The sequence below is a fragment of the Alteromonas sp. 38 genome (assembly GCF_902506055.1).
GTDB lineage: Bacteria > Pseudomonadota > Gammaproteobacteria > Enterobacterales > Alteromonadaceae > Alteromonas > Alteromonas lipotrueae.
Genome location: NZ_LR733300.1, coordinates 2,565,779 through 2,586,399, shown reverse-complemented (window position 1 = coordinate 2,586,399; position 20,621 = coordinate 2,565,779). Strand labels below are relative to the sequence as shown.

General features: G+C 43.0%; 20 protein-coding genes and 7 tRNA genes. 14 read left to right on the top strand and 13 right to left on the bottom strand.

Annotated features, from left to right (window positions below; genetic code table 11):
- The first annotated feature begins 74 nt into the window (after window positions 1–74).
- Window positions 75–602 (top strand): GNAT family N-acetyltransferase, encoded by a 528-nt coding sequence (locus FLAVO9R_RS11225; RefSeq protein ID WP_159531323.1) that lies wholly within the window; start codon window positions 75–77, stop codon window positions 600–602.
- On the opposite strand, the gene FLAVO9R_RS11220 is transcribed toward FLAVO9R_RS11225, so the two are convergent.
- The 4 genes from FLAVO9R_RS11220 to FLAVO9R_RS11205 form a co-directional block, all read right to left on the bottom strand.
- Window positions 590–2,215 carry a response regulator gene (locus FLAVO9R_RS11220; protein WP_159531321.1) on the bottom strand — a complete coding sequence of 542 codons (1,626 nt, stop codon included), beginning with the start codon at window positions 2,213–2,215 and terminating at the stop codon, window positions 590–592. The genes FLAVO9R_RS11225 and FLAVO9R_RS11220 overlap by 13 nt on opposite strands.
- 411 nt (window positions 2,216–2,626) lie before the next feature.
- Window positions 2,627–2,702, bottom strand: a tRNA-Val gene (locus FLAVO9R_RS11215).
- A 184-nt stretch (window positions 2,703–2,886) separates the two neighbouring features.
- Window positions 2,887–2,962, bottom strand: a tRNA-Val gene (locus FLAVO9R_RS11210).
- Window positions 2,963–3,072: 110 nt separating this feature from the next.
- Window positions 3,073–3,148: transfer RNA gene (locus FLAVO9R_RS11205), tRNA-Val, on the bottom strand.
- 313 nt (window positions 3,149–3,461) lie between these two features.
- On the opposite strand from FLAVO9R_RS11205, the gene gltX reads away from it, so the two are divergent.
- The 9 genes from gltX to dusC all read left to right on the top strand — a co-directional run bounded on the left by gltX (window position 3,462) and on the right by dusC (window position 8,649).
- Window positions 3,462–4,871, top strand: a complete 1,410-nt coding sequence (gltX, locus tag FLAVO9R_RS11200) for a glutamate--tRNA ligase (protein WP_159531319.1) — start codon at window positions 3,462–3,464, stop codon at window positions 4,869–4,871.
- Window positions 4,872–4,956: 85 nt separating this feature from the next.
- A tRNA-Ala gene (locus FLAVO9R_RS11195) sits at window positions 4,957–5,032 on the top strand.
- 273 nt (window positions 5,033–5,305) lie between these two features.
- Window positions 5,306–5,381 (top strand) — tRNA-Glu (locus FLAVO9R_RS11190).
- Window positions 5,382–5,670: 289 nt separating this feature from the next.
- Window positions 5,671–5,746, top strand: a tRNA-Glu gene (locus tag FLAVO9R_RS11185).
- Between the two features lie 165 nt (window positions 5,747–5,911).
- Window positions 5,912–5,987 (top strand) — tRNA-Glu (locus FLAVO9R_RS11180).
- Window positions 5,988–6,115: 128 nt separating this feature from the next.
- Complete coding sequence (locus tag FLAVO9R_RS11175; RefSeq protein WP_159531317.1) at window positions 6,116–7,066, top strand: M14 family metallopeptidase; 951 nt, start codon at window positions 6,116–6,118, stop codon at window positions 7,064–7,066.
- Between the two features lie 67 nt (window positions 7,067–7,133).
- On the top strand, window positions 7,134–7,364 hold the full coding sequence (locus FLAVO9R_RS11170; RefSeq protein WP_159531315.1) for a hypothetical protein: 231 nt from the start codon (window positions 7,134–7,136) through the stop codon (window positions 7,362–7,364).
- Window positions 7,364–7,537, top strand: coding sequence for a DUF1289 domain-containing protein (locus tag FLAVO9R_RS11165; RefSeq protein WP_159531313.1), 174 nt, complete (start codon window positions 7,364–7,366; stop codon window positions 7,535–7,537). The genes FLAVO9R_RS11170 and FLAVO9R_RS11165 overlap by 1 nt, the downstream gene beginning before the upstream one ends.
- A gap of 173 nt (window positions 7,538–7,710) precedes the next feature.
- Entirely contained in the window at window positions 7,711–8,649 is a 939-nt protein-coding gene (dusC, locus tag FLAVO9R_RS11160) for a tRNA dihydrouridine(16) synthase DusC (RefSeq protein ID WP_159531311.1), read from the top strand.
- 65 nt (window positions 8,650–8,714) lie between these two features.
- Here the strand turns inward: dusC and FLAVO9R_RS11155 are convergent, their stop codons facing one another.
- The 3 genes from FLAVO9R_RS11155 to FLAVO9R_RS11145 all read right to left on the bottom strand — a co-directional run bounded on the left by FLAVO9R_RS11155 (window position 8,715) and on the right by FLAVO9R_RS11145 (window position 10,688).
- Window positions 8,715–9,695 (bottom strand): hypothetical protein, encoded by a 981-nt coding sequence (locus FLAVO9R_RS11155; protein WP_159531309.1) that lies wholly within the window; start codon window positions 9,693–9,695, stop codon window positions 8,715–8,717.
- Between the two features lie 79 nt (window positions 9,696–9,774).
- The gene (locus FLAVO9R_RS11150) at window positions 9,775–9,963 is read right to left on the bottom strand and encodes a hypothetical protein (RefSeq protein ID WP_159531307.1); all 189 of its coding nucleotides are present in this window, start codon (window positions 9,961–9,963) and stop codon (window positions 9,775–9,777) included.
- Between the two features lie 74 nt (window positions 9,964–10,037).
- On the bottom strand, window positions 10,038–10,688 hold the full coding sequence (locus FLAVO9R_RS11145; RefSeq protein WP_232370632.1) for an arylesterase: 651 nt from the start codon (window positions 10,686–10,688) through the stop codon (window positions 10,038–10,040).
- A 17-nt stretch (window positions 10,689–10,705) separates the two neighbouring features.
- Between FLAVO9R_RS11145 and FLAVO9R_RS11140 the strand changes: the two genes are divergently transcribed.
- The gene (locus FLAVO9R_RS11140; protein WP_159531303.1) at window positions 10,706–11,404 is read left to right on the top strand and encodes an ABC transporter ATP-binding protein; all 699 of its coding nucleotides are present in this window, start codon (window positions 10,706–10,708) and stop codon (window positions 11,402–11,404) included.
- Entirely contained in the window at window positions 11,405–13,927 is a 2,523-nt protein-coding gene (locus FLAVO9R_RS11135; RefSeq protein WP_159531301.1) for an ABC transporter permease, read from the top strand.
- A gap of 275 nt (window positions 13,928–14,202) precedes the next feature.
- On the opposite strand, the gene FLAVO9R_RS11130 is transcribed toward FLAVO9R_RS11135, so the two are convergent.
- Both FLAVO9R_RS11130 and folX read right to left on the bottom strand, forming a co-directional pair.
- Window positions 14,203–15,099 carry a TIGR01777 family oxidoreductase gene (locus FLAVO9R_RS11130; RefSeq protein ID WP_159531299.1) on the bottom strand — a complete coding sequence of 299 codons (897 nt, stop codon included), beginning with the start codon at window positions 15,097–15,099 and terminating at the stop codon, window positions 14,203–14,205.
- 59 nt (window positions 15,100–15,158) lie between these two features.
- Window positions 15,159–15,527 (bottom strand): dihydroneopterin triphosphate 2'-epimerase, encoded by a 369-nt coding sequence (gene folX, locus FLAVO9R_RS11125; RefSeq protein ID WP_057792815.1) that lies wholly within the window; start codon window positions 15,525–15,527, stop codon window positions 15,159–15,161.
- Window positions 15,528–15,608: 81 nt separating this feature from the next.
- Here folX and FLAVO9R_RS11120 point away from each other — a divergent pair, with 81 nt between their 5' ends.
- Window positions 15,609–16,646, top strand: a complete 1,038-nt coding sequence (locus FLAVO9R_RS11120) for an AI-2E family transporter (protein WP_013784792.1) — start codon at window positions 15,609–15,611, stop codon at window positions 16,644–16,646.
- Here FLAVO9R_RS11120 and FLAVO9R_RS11115 read toward each other — a convergent pair.
- The 3 genes from FLAVO9R_RS11115 to FLAVO9R_RS11105 are packed head-to-tail and all read right to left on the bottom strand — an operon-like array spanning window position 16,643 to window position 18,931.
- Window positions 16,643–17,968 carry an ATP-binding protein gene (locus FLAVO9R_RS11115; RefSeq protein ID WP_159531297.1) on the bottom strand — a complete coding sequence of 442 codons (1,326 nt, stop codon included), beginning with the start codon at window positions 17,966–17,968 and terminating at the stop codon, window positions 16,643–16,645. The genes FLAVO9R_RS11120 and FLAVO9R_RS11115 overlap by 4 nt on opposite strands.
- 10 nt (window positions 17,969–17,978) lie before the next feature.
- Window positions 17,979–18,653 carry a response regulator transcription factor gene (locus FLAVO9R_RS11110; RefSeq protein ID WP_063458348.1) on the bottom strand — a complete coding sequence of 225 codons (675 nt, stop codon included), beginning with the start codon at window positions 18,651–18,653 and terminating at the stop codon, window positions 17,979–17,981.
- Window positions 18,654–18,655: 2 nt separating this feature from the next.
- Entirely contained in the window at window positions 18,656–18,931 is a 276-nt protein-coding gene (locus FLAVO9R_RS11105) for a PepSY domain-containing protein (protein ID WP_159531295.1), read from the bottom strand.
- A gap of 691 nt (window positions 18,932–19,622) precedes the next feature.
- Between FLAVO9R_RS11105 and FLAVO9R_RS11100 the strand changes: the two genes are divergently transcribed.
- Window positions 19,623–20,087, top strand: a complete 465-nt coding sequence (locus tag FLAVO9R_RS11100) for a pyridoxamine 5'-phosphate oxidase family protein (protein ID WP_159531293.1) — start codon at window positions 19,623–19,625, stop codon at window positions 20,085–20,087.
- 234 nt (window positions 20,088–20,321) lie between these two features.
- Here the strand turns inward: FLAVO9R_RS11100 and FLAVO9R_RS11095 are convergent, their stop codons facing one another.
- Window positions 20,322–20,621 carry a YciI family protein gene (locus tag FLAVO9R_RS11095; protein WP_159531291.1) on the bottom strand — a complete coding sequence of 100 codons (300 nt, stop codon included), beginning with the start codon at window positions 20,619–20,621 and terminating at the stop codon, window positions 20,322–20,324.

Sequence of the window (20,621 nt, the reverse complement as noted above, 5' to 3'; positions counted from 1 at the left end):
GTTTGTTGCGCCAAAAAATACGAAAGCACTAGTATAAAGTGGCTCGTAAAAATAACGATAAGAAAGGGAAGTCTATGTTTATTGAAGATAGTGCGCGTCTGTCTTTCCATTATATCACCGATGCTGATGTTGAGTTCCTTTGGGAGCTTGACCAAGACGAAGATGTAATGCGATTTATAAGTGGTGGTAAAAAAACATCTCGTAAAGATATTACCAACACGTTCGTACCACGCTTTCAAGCGTATTCAAACCCTGCTCTAGGTTGGGGGTTATGGCGAGTGCAAGAAAAAGAGAGTGAAGAGGATATCGGTTGGGTTTTAGTTCGACCTTTTGGCTTTTTCACAAAAGAACCTGAGATTGATAATATTGAACTTGGTTGGCGTTTCAAACAAGCTAGCTGGGGGCGGGGATATGCCACTGAGGCTGCGATACAAGTGAAAGACGCCCTGTATCAAATTGGTATCGACAAATTTTGTGCTATGGCAAAACCTGAAAATCTAAATTCCATAAAAGTGATGGAAAAACTAGGCATGAGTTTTAGTCACGAAGTTGAATATAAAGATAATCTCTACCAAGAAAAGGTAGTGGTTTACACTACTTGATCTAACAGCCCTTTAACCGTTTCATAGCGTTGGCTTTGTTCTTCAGATAAAGAAGCACTTTCCAGCGTAAAGCGGCACTTCTTCATTACCGCATTCATACTGGCTTCTGCTTTTCCTTCACGGGAACGCCGCATTGCTGACGCTTGAAGTAGGTTTAACGCAATGGCAGGGTTGCGGGGCATAACCCTGAATGCTTGCTCAAAGGTTTGGTAAGATTTCATTAATTCGCCACGCTTATATTGCACGACGGCCACGTCATTAAGGTTTTTAGGGCTGATTGATATTGCCGTTTTCTCCTCTACTTCTTGATTAATATAACGGCTGAGTAAACTATTTGGCGCATCCAGCTCTTTTTGTCGTAACGTCGCCTTGTCGAGTAATTTGAGGGCGCTTCCTCTTAACCCCAAGTCGTGGAAGGCTTTTGCCGAGTCTAATAACGTTTCGACAGATTGGTCTTCTAGGTTATCAGTATCTAGGGCGTCGAGCAGATCTTTTGCTTTATCATTTTCATCTTTTAGATAGTGAATACGGGCGCTAATAACGTGGAGCTGATGATCGAGATTCACCTTTGGGTAGGCGCTTTTCAATTGGCGTAGATATTCATTGGATTGTTTAATAATTTTGTTTGTTTGTGAGGTTTCTGCCGTCATCGCAAAATCAATACCCGCCCTAGCAACAGACAAGTACATCTCTGGGGTATCGTGTACCGAGTTTTTACCGAAACGAACCACTTTTTTAGCGCTATTAAATTGCCCTTCATAGTCGTGGGTTAGCCTCGCGAGTTGCACCGCAGTAATATGGCGCATGACATTTCGAGGTGAAATGTCACTGGCTACATTTACACATTCTAGTGCTTCATCATAGGCTTCTAGCTTAATTTGCAACTCGGCCAATAAATCGTATGCACTCAGCATACTTTCTGGTTGCAGCGCTAGCTTAATAAGATCTTTTTCTGCATCATCAAACTCATCTAGGTGGATATAGCATTGAACGAGGCCGAGCTTTGCCCACGTAAAATTTTGAATATTGATGATTGATTGGTAAAAAAGCTTCGCGTTTTCAAACTGGCTATTCAATAACAATAAGTCGCCCTTAGTTTTAAGTGCTAATGGGAAGTGCTCAGCATTTTTAGGTTCAACTAAAATAAACTCTAATTCTTTAAGTGCTTGCTCGGGATTCTGGTCATCCATGTAACGATATACATCATGAAACACCTTTTTATGAGTGACGACTTTACTAAGTCGTTTATCTAGTTCGTTGACGGAAAATGGTTTTGCTAAGAATTCATCGGGTTGCAGTTCGATGATGGCATGGACCACATCAATAGCAGTGTCGGCACTGGTAAAAATGAAGCCGGTAGTAAGAGGAATAATTTTTTCAGTTTTCAGTTGCTCGAATAAATTGTAGCCGCCTTGTTCGTGCCTTAAGTCATAAGCGCAAACGATAACATCGTACTGCCGGGTGCGAAGTGAGGTAAGGGCATACGTGGCACGATCTACATAATCAATATGTTGGAAGCCAAGCTGCTCCAAAGCATATTTTATATGACTTTTTGCCAAAGCCTGATCTTCCGCTATTAATAAACGGGTTTGTCTAGCCAACTGTAGGTTCATTACAACCTCGTATATGCGTCAATGCTTACTTGTGTAAACAACCTAATCAGAGTTTAGTTGATTAATTAACCTATCACCATCGTTAAATAGGGTCTTTAAGATTGCGATGCATGGCATGAAAAACAGGTAGAGGGCAGGGGGAAGTAAGTTTTCTTTTGAAAGAGTGGTGGACGTCTGCTGTGGTTCCTAACGAAGTTATCGTAACGAAGTTATCGCAACGAAGTTATTGAACCAGTGATTTTTGATTTTATAAAGATAAGAAAGATGGTGGACGTCTGCTGTGGCTCGTAACGAAGTTATTGAACCAGTGATTTTTGATTTTATAAAGTTAAAGAGAGTGGTGGACGACTGCTGTGGTTCGCAACGAAGTTGTTGAACCAGTAATATTTTATTGTATGAAGATAAGAAAGATGGTGGACGCTACTGGGCTTGAACCAGTGACCCTCGCCTTGTAAGGGCGATGCTCTCCCAACTGAGCTAAGCGTCCGATATATCAGAGTTGATTTGAAAAAGTGGTGGACGTCTGCTGTGGCTCGCAACGAAGTTGTTGAACCAGTGACTCTCGCCGTACATTTTCAAAAAAAGTGGTGTACGTCTGCTATGGTTCGTAACGAAGTTATCGTAACGAAGTTATTGAACCAGTGGCACTCGCCAAACACTTTCAAAAAAAGTGGTGGACGCTACTGGGCTTGAACCAGTGACCCTCGCCTTGTAAGGGCGATGCTCTCCCAACTGAGCTAAGCGTCCGAATACTTTTTCTAATAAACAAAATTGGTGACGTCTGCTATGGTTCGTAACGAAGTTATCGTAACGAAGTTATTGAACCAGTGGCACTTGCCATACACTTTCAAAAAAAGTGGTGGACGCTACTGGGCTTGAACCAGTGACCCTCGCCTTGTAAGGGCGATGCTCTCCCAACTGAGCTAAGCGTCCATCTTGTTTATTATCTTGCCTAAGCAAGTGGGGCGGTATTATAGAGTCGGTTCTCATACTGTCAATAATAAAATGAAAGAAAAATGACTGTATGCCTGAAAAGTGAACATTTTGGCCTTTTTTTATCTGAATTGATGAAATTGTAAGCGTGATGCGACGCCATGCTATCAAACAAGACTTCATTAAAGCATAAATATAAGTTTCTATTGGTAGCTATATGCCAAGCAAATGCATCGTGCTGCTTTTGTCGTGAAGCGGAGACTGGTAGAATGCGCGCAATTTCACAATCTAATAAAGATAGAGAGTTTTTATCATGTCGGTTGTAACACGATTTGCACCAAGCCCTACTGGCTACCTTCACGTTGGTGGCGCACGCACCGCTTTATATTCTTGGCTACTTGCTAAAAACAATGGCGGCGAATTTGTACTTCGTATTGAAGATACAGACATTGAACGTTCTACGGAAGAAGCGAAGCAAGCAATTTTAGATGGCATGCAATGGCTAGGTTTGACTTGGGACACCGGTCCTATCTTTCAAACTGATCGTTTCGACAGATATAAAGAGCTTATTCAACAATTGTTAGACGAAGGTAAAGCGTATAAGTGCTTTATGAGTGCAGCAGAGCTGGATGCGATTCGTGAAGCGCAGAAAGAACGTGGGGAAAAACCTCGTTACCCGGGCACATGGCGTGACCGTACAGATCACCCCGAAGGCGAACCTTTTGTCATCCGTTTTAAAACGCCATTAGAAGGCACGGTTGTTATTACCGACCACGTACGCGGTAAAATCGAAATTAACAATAGTGAATTGGATGACTTAATCATTCAGCGCACCGACGGCACGCCAACTTACAATTTCTGCGTTGTAATAGATGATTGGGATATGGGCATCACACACGTTGTGCGTGGTGAAGACCATATCAATAACACGCCCCGTCAAATTAATATTCTGCAAGCATTAGGTGCGCCTGTACCTGAATATGCTCATGTATCTATGATTTTAGGTGATGACGGTAAAAAGTTGTCGAAACGTCATGGCGCAGTAAGTGTTATGCAATACCGTGATGATGGCTTCTTACCTCAAGCGGTACTGAATTATTTAGTTAGGCTAGGGTGGTCACATGGTGACCAAGAGATATTTACTCTTGATGAAATGATTGAGTTATTCAGTTTAGACGCAATTGGTCAGTCGGCTTCTGCATTTAATACTGAAAAATTGATTTGGTTGAACCAGCACTACATTAAAAGCTTACCAGCCAGTGAAGTTGCCACACACTTAAAATGGCACTTTGATGGGTTAGAAGTTGATTTAACTGCGGGGCCAGCACTCGAGTCTGTTATTGCCATTCAAGCTGACAGAGTAAAAACGTTAAAAGAACTTGCTGAGATCTCTACTTACTTTTATCAAGATTATGAAGAATTTGATGCCAATGCTGCCAAAAAGCATTTACGCCCAGTAGCCCGAGGGCCACTAGAGCTAGTTAAAGAGAAGTTGATGGCTATTGAAGCGTGGGAGCCGGAAAATATTCAGGCTGCTATTAATGCAACAGCTGAAGAATTAGAAGTGGGTATGGGTAAAGTAGGGATGCCATTGCGTGTTGCTACCACCGGAAGTGGCAATTCTCCGTCTTTAGATGTAACCCTTAATTTGCTGTCAAAAGAGAAAGTTGGCGAGAGAATCGACAAAGCGCTTACTTTTATAGCAAACAGAGAAAATTCATAAAAAAACCGTTGACATAAATGGGGTGGATGCCTAGAATGCGCCCCGCTGTCACGGAACAGTCACACAATAGTGACTATGACACAACGGGGCCATAGCTCAGCTGGGAGAGCGCCTGCATGGCATGCAGGAGGTCGGCGGTTCGATCCCGCCTGGCTCCACCAAATCTAACTACAGTTTTATATTGTGGTTTAGGCTGAAGGTTTTACCTTCGGGCATAAATTTTTTTGTAAGGATAATGTCGCTCAGCTCGCAGAGCTCGCTTCACCTTACAAAAAATCTCAGAAGCGTTGCTTTTGAGTTAAGTTAGGCCGGTAATCTTTGAAATTACCAGTGACAAAAATTTAGTACCTCTGTAAGAAAAGGTCGTTCGGTTCGCGGAGCTCACCTCTCCTTACAGAAATTTAGTGAAGTGTTACTTCACTAGCAAAATTTCTGTCCCCATCGTCTAGAGGCCTAGGACACCGCCCTTTCACGGCGGTAACAGGGGTTCGAATCCCCTTGGGGACGCCATTTTCCGGTGTCACAGTCCGTAACTGTGAAATAGGCCGGTAGTAATTAGAAAGTTACTATCAGCGACAAAAATTTGTTTTTGTAAGGATAATGTCGCTCAGCTCGCAGAGCTCGCTTCGCCTTACAAAAAATCTCAGAAGCGTTGCTTTTGAGTTAAGTTAGGCCGGTAATCTTTGAAATTACCAGTGACAAAAATTTAGTACCTCTGTAAGAAAAGGTCGTTCGGTTCGCGGAGCTCACCTCTCCTTACAGAAATTTAGTGAAGTGTTACTTCACTAGCAAAATTTCTGTCCCCATCGTCTAGAGGCCTAGGACACCGCCCTTTCACGGCGGTAACAGGGGTTCGAATCCCCTTGGGGACGCCATTTTCCGGTGTCACAGTCCGTAACTGTGAAATAGGCCGGTAGTAATTGAAAAGTTACTATCAGCGACAAAAATTTGTTTTTGTAAGGATAAGGTCGCTCAGCTCGCAGAGCTCGCTTCGCCTTACAAAAAATCTCAAAAGCGTAGCTTTTGAAAGAGGATTTTTTGTCCCCATCGTCTAGAGGCCTAGGACACCGCCCTTTCACGGCGGTAACAGGGGTTCGAATCCCCTTGGGGACGCCATATCGTTAAGCCAACCTTCGGGTTGGCTTTTTCGTTTCTACAGCTTAATTCCTGCCGTTCTTATCGATATTCCACATACAAACTAATACCATCTTGATAATATAGCCGTGTTAACAAAGAGGTTATTTATGCAAAATTATCCTATCGGCACGCCAGGAAAACCTTGGGGTGAAGAAGAGAAAGAAGAATGGAAACAGCGCCAAACGATTAAGCGTTCGTATAATGATGAAGTGCTTAAGCAGTTAGGCAGTATTCCTGAAGGGTTTGAATTAAAGCAGTATGGCGCGTTGCCTTACGATGAGTCTCGATACCCGTTGTATGCCGTAATTCCTAAAAATATCCCTAAAGATATCCCTAAAAATATGCCTAAAGGTATGCCTACAAATATTGATGCAACCAAGCCTGCGGTGCTAGTTACTGGAGGGGTGCATGGGTATGAAACCAGTGGTGTGCAGGGTGCGCTTCAGTTTATCAATACTAAATTAAGTGACTACGCAGAAGATTTCACCATCATTGTCGTACCGTGCGTTAGCCCTTGGGGTTATGAGACTATCAATCGTTGGGATCAGTATGCGTTAGATCCTAATCGTTCATTTTACCCTAATTCTCCGGCACCTGAGTCAGCCCAGCTAATGGCATTTGTTGAATCGTTGAACTTACCATTTTCATTGCATGTCGATTTACATGAAACCACTGATACGGACAACAGTGAGTTTAGGCCTGCATTAGCAGCAAGAGATGCAACGACTCATGATAATTGGAATATTCCTGATGGCTTTTACCTGGTGGCTAATACCCAGAATCCACAAAAACAATTTCAGGAAGCTATTATTGATGCAGTTAAGCAAATAACTCATATCGCGCCTGCTGATGAAAGTGGCAAAATTATAGGTGCTGACTTACTGTCTGAAGGTGTGATTTGTTACGACAAAAAAGCATTGTATCTTTGCGGCGGAATGACAGATGCAGCTTATGTAACTACAACAGAAGTCTACCCTGATAGCGCTAATGCAACGGCTGAAAATTGTAACGCTGCCCAAGTGGCTGTAATCACCGCAGCGTTGGAATTTATAAAATAGACGTTTAGATGTTTGAATGTTTAGACGTCTAGATGTATAGTTAAGCCTTCTCGATGAGGAGGCTTACGTGTTTACATTTTCTGCATTAATTTATGATGGTTATAAACAACAACTGGTGACTGGGGATTATGAAGATAGAACCCAGTTCGACGTATTTTTAAATGCGAAGTTCGGTGTGCATGTTTGTATGTGGGCTGCCAAAGAGCCTACACAAAAAGTAATTGATGCTATGTTACATGCCTCTCTCGTCGCTAAAGGTAATTCAATAAAAAATAAGAATCTTAAGGCCAAGTATTAGTGAGTATAGTTTCCCCCTGTATTGCCAACTGTAAACTAGACGAAGACGATGTATGCACCGGATGTAAGCGCACCATCAAGGAAATTGGCAACTGGTCGAATTACAGCACACAGCAAAAGCAAAACATCCTCACCCGCCTAGAACAACAAAAGTTGGACACACACTTAAGTTAGGGTTGGACAGTCACTCAAATTTCTCCCAGTAACGCATTAATATGTATAAAATCGGACAGTCAAAAAAACGTACACAAACTCTGCTCGACACTTAAATAGCATGGTCATATAACCCGCACTTTGCTACACTCTCGCGCCCATTTTAATCACTCAGTTTTAGCGAAATTTTAGTTATGAAAATCATGCTGGCGCCTATGGAAGGTGTTGTCGACCATTTAATGCGAGATATGCTTACTCATGTGGGTGGGTTCGATCAGTGTGTAACTGAATTCGTTAGAGTAGTGGATCAAAAACTTCCCAATAAAACCTTCTACAAACTATGTCCCGAACTACATAATGGCGGCAAAACCCCAAACGGCGTGCCTGTGCGCGTGCAATTATTAGGGCAGCATCCACAATGGCTGGCAGAAAATGCTCATACTGCGGTTGATTTGGGTTCACCGGGTGTAGATTTAAATTTTGGCTGCCCTGCAAAAACCGTCAATAAAAGTAAAGGCGGGGCGGTTCTGTTAAAAGAAACTCAAGCTTTGTATGACATCGTAAAAGCGGTTCGTGATGCCGTACCAGCCTCACAACCTGTATCAGCTAAAATCCGGTTGGGATTTGAAGATAAATCTCTTGCTGTAGAAAATGCTATCGCTATCACTGAAGCGGGCGCATCTGAGCTAGTTGTGCACGCCAGAACAAAGACGGAAGGCTATAAGCCGCCAGCTTACTGGGAGTGGATTGCTAAAATAAAGCAAAATACCGATATTCCATTAGTGGCAAATGGCGAAATATGGAACGAAGAAGAAGCCAAGCGCTGCCAAGAGCAATCAGCCTGCACCAACTTAATGGTGGGGAGGGGCGCACTTGCCATGCCAAACCTAGCAAGGTGTATTCGAGATGGAGAACCGCCTATGGCATGGGAAGATGTGGCCGCATTGCTTATTCGCTATTCGGGCTATGAAATCTACGGTGATAAAGGGAAATACTACCCAAATCGAATAAAGCAGTGGTGTGGCTATTTAAAAAGGCAGTACCCTGAAGCTGAATTGTTGTTTAACGACATCAGGCGCTTATCAAAATCACAAGAAATTGTAGATGTATTAGCCAGGCAAGCCTCACACTAGACTTTTAAAATATATCAACCGCGATGTTTTGTTGATTTTGCCTAGAAAAACTCAGACCTGAACGCCTATTGAAGATACCTTCTGGCATTTGCTATGTTTGGTTTTCTGCCATATTCGCATGCAGACGCAAACACGCAAATTCGCTCAGCAGAGCCGATCGGGCCCGTAAATTTTCTTTCTAGTTTGGTTGAAAGGGTAATCCAAGAATTACCAGAGAGTTTAAGTCTGTCCAAGATAGGCTTAATTTTCTGAGGAATAGCACCTTTTTTGTCTGGGCGCATAATACGGCCGGTTTCATCTACAAGCACTAAGTAGTCGCTCAATTTAAAAGGCAGGCTGCTTTCATTAACCGGAACTTGATCATTAAACGGCATAAGCCGAGCAGGTATTTTGTTTACTTTCAATGCGTTAATTCTGTATTGAATACTAGTGAAGTTTGATTGCTCAGGTGTTTTGGCGATATCGGCTCGGATAGGGTTTAAATCGGTATAGGCCATGGTTGCCGCTAACGCATTTTCCGACAATATTGCTTGGCTTTTAAATCGGCGCTCCCAAAAATAACCTGTACATTCATCTTCTTTGTTAGCTTTTCGCGCAATAAATTCATTAAGCAAGCGCATGAACCAACTTACGCTATATAGCCGATGCCGATAAATTTCGCTTAATTCTTCAACTTTTTGAAGCTCTACCTCAGATAGCGAACCTCGGGCCTCTTCATCAAGATAACGTTGGACTAATGAGGGGCAGCGATAAAAACATTTCCACCGAAGTAACACTTCATCCATGGTCCAGTGTTCAGCTCTCGCTTTCGCAATATGCACAACGACATGAGTATGATTATGCATTACTGCATAGGCACACAAGTCAATAGCAAAGGTTTTCGTGAGCCTATGTAGTCTATCTACAATCCACTGTCTGCGGTGGTTGTAGTTTTTGCCTGTACTAGCATCAACGCCACAAAGGAAAGATTGCCGCACACAACGTGATGTGCAGTGATAGTAAGGCGTGACTTCTAAATTGACTTGCTTGTATCGAGGTAGCGGCATTTCCATATCTCCGAGTGATTCGGAAATAATTATGCTGGAAATGCGTTATTAAACTACTGTGCTTAGGGCGGGTTTTCAACTAAACATAAGTGTCGATACGAGAACCCACTCTACTATCTGAGGCAGGAGCCGCTTGTTGTGTCTGTTGGGGCGCACTTACTTCAGTTTGCTGACTAGCACGTTGTTGCTGAACCTGTCGTTGTGGCTCCTGCTGAGGCGACTGAAGTACATTCGATACTGGTGTTGACGTTGATGATGTAACGTCCATAACAATCTCCAAATTGAGCTGACTTTCGTTCTAGCATTTAACATATAGCGGTAAAAGCATAGCACAGATTAACGTTATTTTATGATTAAAGGTGTCAATTTTTCGAACATAAAATCAGCAATAGTTGGCTGTGCTTTTGCGTTAGGATGAATACCATCACGTTGCATTAGGTCTTTTTGAAGTGCTATGTTCTCAAGAAAAAAAGGAATTTTTGTAACTTCATGTTGCTCTGACACGGTATCAAAAGTGTCGCTAAACATTTGCGTATAGCGTTTACCGTAATTAGTGGGGATCTGCATGTCTTGCACAAAAACGGTTGTATTGTCCGATTTTGCTATGCTAACAATTGCGCTCAAGTTGTCTCTAATCTTACTGATACTGTGCCCTTGCAGGCCATCATTACCCCCAAGTTCTATTAAAATATGGCTTGGTGTATGCTGTTCAATTAACCTTGGAAGCCTAGCTAAACCGCCATCAGTGGTCTCACCACTTACCGCAGCATTTACAATATCGATCGATATATTCTCGTCACGCCAGCGTTTTTGTAACAAACTCACCCAACCTTCTTGTTGATCTAACCCATAAGCAGCAGATAGGCTGTCACCTACAATCAGTAATTTAGCTGAATTATTGGGGACGATGGTATCGGTCTGATCTGATAATGCAGATAACGGTATTAATAAAAGCAGTGTGAACAAAACGGCGCTGCGAAAACGATAAATCACGAATTGATGACCCCTATATGATAAAAACATCCAAAGTAACTAAGTCTGTAAATACGAGCGAAGGTAAGCTTGAGATCCTTCATCCTATCTCTTTTGAAGTCAAGTCCGGTGAGTCCGTTGCTATTATCGGTGCGTCAGGTTCAGGTAAATCTACACTGTTGGGGCTGTTGGCCGGCTTAGATGAAGTTTCCGAAGGCGAAATTTATCTAGATGGTGAACCACTGCATACCATGGATGAAGAGGCTCGCGCTGTACTTCGTGGACAAAAAGTAGGGTTTATTTTTCAAAGCTTTATGTTAGTGCAAAGCTTAACCGCTATTGAAAACGTCATGCTGCCAGCCGAAATTGCTGGTTTAGATAATCCTAAGCAGATGGCGAGTAAGATTCTTGAACAAGTAGGCATTGGGCATCGCGCGAGTCATTACCCAAATCAACTTTCAGGCGGTGAACAGCAGCGTGTTGCTATTGCGCGTGCTTTTATTACTTCACCTAAAATTCTATTTGCCGATGAACCTACTGGAAACTTGGATGCAACAAACAGCCATAAAGTAGAAGATCTTCTTTTTGCGCTAAACCGAGAGAAAGGCACAACATTGGTACTGGTCACCCACGATAACGAGCTTGCCGATAAGTGTGACAGGCAGTTAACTATGCAGGCGGGTGTTTTGACAGAGTCAACCCTAGTATCGCCTCTACAGCGTACAGAGGCTGTATAGATGAGTACCACATCGACCTTGGCATGGCGATTATTTCGGCATGAGGCGAAGCGCGGAGAACTTACCATTATCTTGTTGGCAATTGTATTGTCGGTAGGCGCGGTATTGTCTCTGTCTTTATTTAGTGAACGGTTGCAAGGTGCGCTAAAAGAGCGCTCAGCGGCATTTATCGCGGCAGATGCCCAGTTACGCTCTGATACACCCATTGATGAGATTTGGTTACAGCAGGCTCGAGATGAGGGGCTTAATACCGCCAAGCAGGTCACTACTCGGTCGATGGTTTTTCATCGTGACGAAATGTCATTGGTGGACCTTAGGGCTGTAAACGAGAACTATCCGCTAAAGGGCACGGTTAATATTACCGATGTGCCTTTTGGACAGAAAGAAGCGGCAACAGATTTGCCCATGCCTGGCGAAGTGTGGCTGCAGTCTCTGTTGTTTCAAACCCTGAAGCTTAGTTTGGGAGACAGTATTGAAATAGGTGATGCTGAATTCATTGTCACCAAAGTATTGGTTGATATTCCTGATGCAGGATTCAGTGTATTTAACACCGACCCCATCGCCTTGATTAGACTGTCCGATTTGGATGCAACGGCCATAACTGGGCCAGGCAGTCGGGCACGTTACGTGGGCTATTTTGAAGGCGAAAGTAGTGCTATTAGCAATTTTTACGACTGGCTCAGCCCTAACTTGCAAGATGACTTACATAACTGGCGTACGGTTGAAGATGATGAATCAGCCATTGGGCGTTCGGTAGCCAGTGCTGAGCGGTATTTTTTATTGGCGAGTTTACTTGCAATAGTGCTTGCAGCGGTTTCCATTGCGGTGGCAGCCCAGCGTTACAGTCAACGTCATTTCGACCCTGTCGCTATCATGAAAACACTCGGTGCCACAAAGCAAGTCATTCGCCGTATCTATCTTCTTCAAATTCTATTTATTACTGGGCTAGGCATTATTATTGGATTAATAATGGGCTTCATTGGCCAGCAAGTTGTGGTGTGGTTAGTTGCTGAACAAGTTGACGTAGCTTTATCAATTTGGCACTGGCGGCCAGTGCTAATCGCTGTTTTCACAGGGGCAACCTGCTCGTTATTATTCTCGCTTTATCCATTGATGCAGTTGTTTTCAATTCCTCCACTGCGTGTGCTAAGGCGTGATTTAAGCACTAATTTACGTTCTCGGACCATTCAGTATGTGGCCTCAGGCGGTGCGATATTTCTCTTGATGTGGATTTACAGCCAAGACTTGATGATCAGCCTTATTTTATTTGGGTCAGGTGTTGTTTTAGTCGCAGGGCTGCTAGGCGCTACCTTCTTGCTCATTGCAGCAGGCCGTAAATTCGGCTCGGGTAAAATGGGCCCGTGGCAGCTTGCTTGGGCGCGGATCAAGCGTCGTTCAATGGAAAATAGTGTTCAGCTGATTAGTTTTTCAGTCACTATCATGTTGTTGCTAGTTGTATTGGTTATGCGCAACGACATGGTATCGCAGTGGCGCTCTCAGTTGCCAGAAGGTACACCCAATTACTTTTTGATTAATATAACCGGCGATCAAAAAACAGAATTGGACACACACTTCAAATCAAACGGAATTACCATCGAAGAATTTTACCCGGTTATACGAGGCCGCTTTGTTGCGGTGAATGATGATAGCGTGAATACCGAAGTGTCCAAAGAAGACGATTCGAATATTGAGGGTAGGCAAGGACTCGGGCGAGAAGCTAATTTAACTTGGAGTAATTCGTTGCAAAAAGAGAACGAAATTACTAGTGGTATATGGCATGGTGATAACACCGATACATTAGAGCAAGGTGTATTCGCGGTTTCAGTCGAAACGGATGTAGGTGAACGACTTGGCATTGAATTAGGCGATATGTTGACGTTCAATGTGGGCAGTGAAATTGTTAAAACCAAAGTAACTAGTTTCAGAAATGTGAACTGGCAAACCATGCAGCCTAACTTTTTCTTTGTTATTCAACCTGAAGCCATGGCGGCGTTCAATCCAACCTACATCACCAGCTTTTATTTGCCTGAAGTGCAGAAGTCAGAACTGACTACGTTGTTAAAACCATTTGCGTCAATCACCATGTTCGATGTTGATGCGCGAATTAATCAGCTAAGAGATATTGTCAACCAAGTGTCGGTGGCCATTGAGTTTATCTTAGTCTTGGTGCTAGTAGCAGGCAGTTTAGTGTTAATAGCCCAGGTCCAAGCCAGCATGGATGAAAGACGACAAGAGCTAGCTATTTTAAGAACACTTGGCGCTAAAGGCAGTTTAATCCGCAAAAGTGTAGTGTTTGAGTTTCTGATCATAGGCGTGGTTGCAGGTTTCATGGCAGCGCTCGCCAATGAGCTCAGCTTGTATATGCTGCAAACCAAGGTGTTTCAAATGACTGCAAGTCTTCACTTTGAGTACTGGCTAATTGCACCGATAGTAGGGGCAATTGTGGTAGGCGCTTTAGGTGCAGTTGGCTGCTGGCGCTTGCTTACCTTAAATACATCAGCACTGCTTAGGAAGATGGTCTAAAGGATGTATAGCTAACGAGAGTTAGGAAAGACTGTTTTAATGCCTAAGGGAGATCAAAGCGGGATGAAAGGGACAGTCACTCGAAAATAAATAGAAAATAAATCGGACAGTCACTCAAGTGAGTATCTGAAATCGGTACAAATAGTCGTACGAGTCACTCGATTAAATGTTGGACACACACTTAACTTTGAGTGTGTGTCCAATTTCGTTCTGTGTCCGATTAAGCCGGATGGTTCAAGTTAGAGTGTGTGTCCGATTAAGCCTTCGATTAAGCCTCAGTGCTTATAAATTGCATCCAACGCCCCTTGCAAAGTAGGGTAAGCAAACGTGTAGCCTGAGGTTACGAGCTTTTCAGGTAGCACTTTTTGTCCTTTTAAAATCATGTCAGAAGATTCACCCATCGCTATTTTTAATACAAAGCTTGGAACGGTAAACAAGCAGGGCCTTGAAAGCGTTTCTGCTAATGTTTGCGAGAAGAATTTATTAGTTGAAGGTGATGGAGCCGTAAGGTTGAACGCCCCATGGCAACTATCATGTTCAAGTAGGTAAGCAATAGCTGACACCATGTCCTCAATGTGGATCCAAGATAAATACTGCTCACCATTTCCTATTTTGCCGCCCAATCCTAGTTTGAAGGGCAGTGCCATTTTCTCTAGTGCACCGCCATTTTTAGCTAACACTACACCGGTTCTTAGCGTACATACCCGCGTTTCGTCGCGAGCGACAGAGGTAGCGATAGCCTCCCATTTTGCACAAAGATCGTGGGTGAACTCTTCATGAGGGGGCGTTTGCTCGGTTACCTCAACACTGCCTTTACTGCCATAAAAGCCGATTGCTGAACCAGAGATAAATAAAGGTGGTGGGGTGCCCGCACTATTAATTTTTGCGACAAGTTTAGAAGTAATATCCCATCGGCTATCGCAAATTCTTTGCTTTTGCGTGTCTGTCCAACGTTTGTCTGCAATGGGTTCGCCCGCCAAATTGATGATGGCATCGAAAATTCCAATATCATCAATGTCACTCACATCTGAAACCAACGATACATTGCCACCCAGCAGGTGCTTAGCTTTTTTGGGGGATCTCGTTATGACAGTAAACTGATGCTCGCTTTTAAACTTTTCAATGAACGCGCTACCGATGAGGCCTGTGCCACCTGACATTAAAATTTTCATACAATGTACCTATAAGAGTGACTATAAAAAGTGCTTATAAAAGGTCGTGCAACAAATAATCAGCCGGTTTTATTACACGAAAGCGTTAGCGACACCGAATCAGAAAATCGCAGTGCATGCGGCTTATCCACCTCTACTTCGGCGTAACGTACTGATGAGTGTTCAGCAGCCAAACTTAATACGTCGGCGGTGAGCTTTTCGAGCAATGAAAATCGGTTGTCCTCTACCAGCTTAATGATGGCCTTGGTAATCACCTTATAGTTTAACGCGTCTTCCATATTATCGCTGTCTGTCGCTCTTTGGGCATCGTAATCAATCTTCACATTAACGATAACGTCTTGTTTATTGATGATTTCATCTTCGTTAATACCAATATAAGTTCTCAATCTCAGGTTTTTAATTTTAATTGTGGCTAAGTTGAAGGTCATTGTATTCTCGTATTTGTAGTTATGTATAAGTCACTGTAAAGTGTTTGAGTTTTTTATTAGGAATGAAGCAAAAAAATGTCCATGGAATTGCGCTCACCCATAGCGAAAGTACTTATTGTCCTCGCATGTTTAGTTGTTGTGATGGCGGGAATAAAGTCCGCTAGTACGATTATGGTACCTTTTTTCTTATCAATATTTATCGCTATTGCGTGTAGCCCAATAATTCATTGGACCGGACGTTTTGGCGTGCCTAAATGGCTTTCTATCACCTTAGTAATACTAATAATTCTAGTCTTTGGATTTCTTCTTGCTGGCCTAGTAGGACAGTCTATGACGGAATTTAGAGAAAATCTTCCACAATATAGGGAACAGCTCGATACCGAATTTTCGTGGATTATAGAAAAACTCGCACAATACAATATTAACGTTAACCAAGAACTGATTGCTACACACTTAGATCCTGCCACCGCGATGTCAGTAGCGACCAATTTTATCAGCGGTATGGGCGGCGTATTGTCGAACTTATTCCTTATATTGTTAACGGTTATTTTTATGTTGTTTGAGGCAGACAGCATTCCAAAACGTCTACACATTGCATTGTCAGACCCGGATATGAAATTGAAACACATCGACCGTTTCATTCGTTCTGTAAATAGTTATTTAGCTATTAAAACCGTGGTGAGTTTAGGTACTGGGTTAATTATCGGTACGTGGCTTTATGTGATGGGAATCGACCACTTTCTATTGTGGGCTGTTTTGGCATTCATGTTGAACTTCATCCCAAACATAGGTTCGATAATTGCTGCACTTCCAGCGGTACTTATTGCTTTTGTTCAATATGGTTTAGCTTCAGCTGGCATGGCTGCGTTAGGTTTTGTTTTAGTTAATACAATTATGGGAAACATGGTAGAGCCAAGACTGATGGGGAAAGGTATGGGGTTATCTACTTTGGTGGTGTTTTTGTCTTTAATCTTCTGGGGATGGTTATTGGGTACGGTGGGAATGCTACTCTCTGTGCCTCTTACTATGGTGGTAAAAATAGCACTAGAGTCTCGAGAGGAAAGCCAATGGCTTGCAGTGTTATTGTCTAGTGCGGGCGATAAAAAAGGAAAAGCTTAAACCGGAAATTTGATAATAAACCGAGCGCCGCCAATAGGGGCGCGCTCGATAAGCAATTTACCTTGGTATATTGCAACAAGATCGCTTACTAAGGCCATACCTATGCCTTGCCCGTCGGTGTAAGTATCTAATCGTGTCCCACGTTCTAACAGGGCTTGTTTCTTATCTGAAGGTACGCCGGGACCATCATCATCAATGGTCAACACAGCCCAATTTCCTTCGTTTGTCAGCGTAACCAACACTTTTGAGTCTGCAGCCTTACACGCGTTGTCTAACAGGTTACCCACCATTTCCATAATATCGGTTTCGTCGGCTTTTATAGCGACCTTGTTAATGGCTTCAATTGTTATCGATAATTGCTTATGTTGATACACTTTATCCATAGCGTTAGCCACTTTTTGCGTAATAGGCAACAGAGGAATAGCCGCTTGCCACCCCGTTTTACCAGCACTAGCACGTTTTAATTGGCGTTGAATAATTTGGTCAATTTGGTTGAGAGATTCAACAGCTTGTTTGGGCAGCTTTTCAACCCCTAATGCTACAGCCAGTGGCGTTTTTAAACTATGGGCAAGGTCGCCCAAGCTATTCTTATAACGAGCACGCTGCTGAGATTCAGATTTAATCAGTTCGTTGATTGACTGTTTCAATGGGTTAAATTCAACGGGGTAGTGCGCATCAAGCTGTTGTTTCTGCCCGCTAGAGGTAAGTGATATTTCACTAATAAGCTTTCTTACTGGCATAAGTACAAGGCTGATACCCACAATTATCAACACAAGCAAACCGCCGGATAGGATCAGTAACCAACGCCACACCACCGATATAAAGGTTTCGCGCTCTTCATTAAACAGGTGTTTATTATTAAAAATATAAAAACGAACTGGCTCGAAGTTGCTTTCTGAGGCAAATTCAGCCGTAAACGCGTAGGCGAAATAATCGGTATTATTGTCGAAATTGGCTATGTACGATTCAACAAAAAGTTCGTTGCCCACATTGATGTTTAAATTTGGGGCTGGCAATGTGTAATCTAACGCTGAAGCCGACTGCCATACTACGTGGCCGCGAAAAACAATCACGCCCAAGTAACCAGAGCCAGGCAAGTTAAGTTGCTCTTCGTATAAAATCTCGGGCATAAAGGGAATATCGCCATCTAGCTCAAAAGCGGACAGCAACCCTAGGTTCATGAGTCTAAGTTCACTCATCTTGGCTTGAGTTAAACTTGTGGTATAGGCGTCATCTAAAATAACCACAGTAAGCGGTGCAAATAGGGCAAGTACGCCCATCGCTAATAAAATGCTCCTTATTCTCAGCGACAGTTGTTTCATAGATTATGCTTCATAGGTTACGGTTAATCCTATACCCACGTCCGCGAAGGGTTTCAATGGGTTTAAAGCTACTTTCTGGATCTAGCTTTTTACGCAATCGGCCAACAAAAACTTCAATGACGTTACTATCAAGATCAAAATCTTGGTCGTAAATGTGCTCTGTTAACTCTGTTTTCGAGACCACTTTTTGCGGATTCAGCATTAAGTACTCCATGACTTTGTATTCGTACGCAGTCAACTCGAGAGGGGCATCATTTACAGTGATTTCTTCAGCGACCGTGTCCAGCGAAATAGGACCGAACTGTATAACAGGATTTGCCTGGCCAGAGGCGCGGCGAATCAGCGCCTTAACCCTTGCCAGTAACTCTTCATTGTGAAAAGGTTTGGTAAGGTAATCGTCCGCTCCTGCATCCAAGCCTTCAACTTTTTCCTGCCAGCGATCACGAGCGGTTAAAATAAGTACGGGGCAGCGTATATCTTCTTGCCTTGCCTTTCGAATAACTTCAAAGCCATCCATTTTAGGTAAGCCGATATCAATAATAGCTAGGTCGTAGGCATACTCATTGAGTTGATAAAGCGCATGCTCGCCGTTGTCGGCCAAATCTACACTGTAGCCATGTTGTTGTAATAGGCTATCAAGCTGGGTTAGAAGGCGACTGTCGTCTTCAGCAATGAGTATCCGCATAGTTAATCCTTTGAGTTGTTCTTAGATGTTTTCACTTTTCCAGAGCGTTTGTCTACGTCAACAGAGACAACTCGCCCCGATTCCTTTAGCACCTTAACGCGGTATTTTTGATTGGTTTGGCTTACGCGAAGTACACGACCTGACTCGGCTTTTCGAGCGCGTTCTACAGCTTGGCTTTTACTTAACTCACCACTTTTTTCCTGCTGTGCATAGGCACTGCCACCACTGCCTATAAACAGTGCTAGCATCAAAGCTACAGCGCGAAGTATGTTCACCATATATCCTCACCAAAAAAGCAGGCAAAGCCCGATAGGAACCTAGTATAGAGACCTGAGCTGAACCATTACTGAATATCTGTGTAAGTCTACCTTGCCAAATAGTGCGTGTACATAAAGCTATAATAAGAATGAATATGAGACAGTCACTTAAGCAGACAAGTAATTCAACAACGTACTAGATTGGACACACACTCTAATTTCAACTTTTCGGGTGACAAAAGATACTCGTACTTGAGTGACTGTCCAATATGAAGGGCTAAGAATAAAGCGGCTTAAATTAACGAGAGTGTCTAACTTTCCTTTCGAATTTAAGTGTGTGTCCAACCTTAGTCCTAGATTGGACACACACTCCAATTTCAACTTTTCGGGTGACAAAAGATATTCGTACTTGAGTGACTGTCTAATATGAAGGGCTAAGAATAAAGCGGCTTAAATTAACGAGAGTGTCTAACTTTCCTTTCGAATTTAAGTGTGTGTCCAACCTTAGTCCATCCAATCTTAGTCGGTGTGAAAAACTTACTGCAAGAGTGAATAGGTTATAGGTAGAAGTAGCAAGTGTTTTACTCTTTTACAGAGCGTGATGCTTATGTAGCCCTTTCTTAGTAAGACCTGTAGCGTCTAGAGGTTTTTCTGGCACGTAGTGTGAATTGTAATTGGGTAAGTTTATTCAAATGTATGCAACGGAGGCAATATGTCGCACGATATTAAAACGGCAATGTGGGAAGCTATGTCTAGCAGTCCAAATGTAATGGTAAGCCTTACTAGTAAAAACACGCACGCTGAACCAATGCGTGCCCAGCTCGATAAGCATGCTAATAGCGAATTTTGGTTTTACACCACTAAAGATAATCGCATCGCTGAAGGTGGTGAAGCAATGGTTCAGTTTTCATCAAAAGGGCATGATGTGTTCGCATGTATTCGCGGAACATTGGTGCGGGAAACTCGCCAAGATATTATCGATAAATATTGGTCTAACGGCGTAGAAGCATGGTACGAGAAGGGTAAGGAAGACCCGAATTTACTCATGCTGCGATTTAATTTGGCAGATGCCGAAATTTGGGGGACTGACCCATCTCTTAAAGGAATGTTTAAATTAATGACAGGCAAAACCATTTCACCTGATGAAATGGGCGAACACGACAAAGTTACTTTGTAATTAGAGTACTCAAATGAGTGTGTGTCCAATTTAGATTCGCACACAAAAAAGCCTGAAAGGAATGCGTTAGCATTTCTCTCAGGCTTTTTTATGAGCAGTAATCGAAGCTGAGTGCTCAATTGACGCTCGCTATTCATGAGGCCGAGTCAGTTAACATCACGATTGCTACTGTACCTTTACTAGTTACAACAAAACGTAAAGTAGGCACAAATCGATAACCGCTGAGAGTGACCGCTAAGGAAGCACTTTCTTGTAAGGTTTAACAATTACACTTTCGTAAACACCCGCTTCAATATACGGGTCGGCATCTGCCCAAGTTTGCGCCGCTTCTAGCGATTCAAATTCTGCAACCACCAATGAACCTGTAAAACCAGCTGGGCCCGGGTCTGGACTGTCGATAGCAGGGAAGGGGCCAGCTATAACTAACCTACCTTCATCTTTTAACGTATTTAAACGTGCTAAATGCGCAGGGCGGGCCGCTAAACGATTTTCCAAACTGTTTGCCACATCGGTAGCACAAATCATATAAAGCAT